Below are 482 nucleotides of genomic sequence, written 5' to 3' on the forward strand. Positions count from 1 at the left end.
GACCATCACCGCCGCCCCGTCGCGTGGCACCGCGAGCGCGGCCTTCGGGAAATGGATCACCACCAGTCGCATCGGCCCCAGCGTCAGCGCGGTGCGCGCCGCCGCCTCGCAGGCGGAAGGTCGGTCTGTCCGCCCGCGACCGTCTTCGCCCCGGCGATGGCGCCGATCTCGCTGTCGTTGACGATCAGGAGGTCGAGATGCGGCAGGCAGGGGGCCACCAGCCGGTGCTGGCGCTCGGCGGGGATGGTGCAGAGTTCGAGGTTGGTTTCCAGCCCGGCGGCGCGCGCCCGCTTCAGCAGCGTCACCCAGCCGTTGGGATCGTCGCCCCACGGGCCGTCGAGCTTCGGGTGGATGCCCGGCAGGCCGAGATGGAAGATCCGGCCGCGCGTGGCGGCCAGATCGAAATGGTCCGGCGTCAGCAGGGCACTCGCGCCGAAGTCCGTGACGTGGGTGCGCAGGCCGCTTTCCTGCGAGATGAAGGA

General features: G+C 71.6%; 1 pseudogene. It reads right to left on the reverse strand.

What is annotated here, in order from left to right:
- Positions 1-83 precede the first annotated feature (83 nt).
- Positions 84-482, reverse strand: a pseudogene (locus tag A6302_RS23345) (carbohydrate kinase family protein); the annotation flags it as partial.

This window comes from Methylobrevis pamukkalensis (assembly GCF_001720135.1).
GTDB lineage: Bacteria > Pseudomonadota > Alphaproteobacteria > Rhizobiales > Pleomorphomonadaceae > Methylobrevis > Methylobrevis pamukkalensis.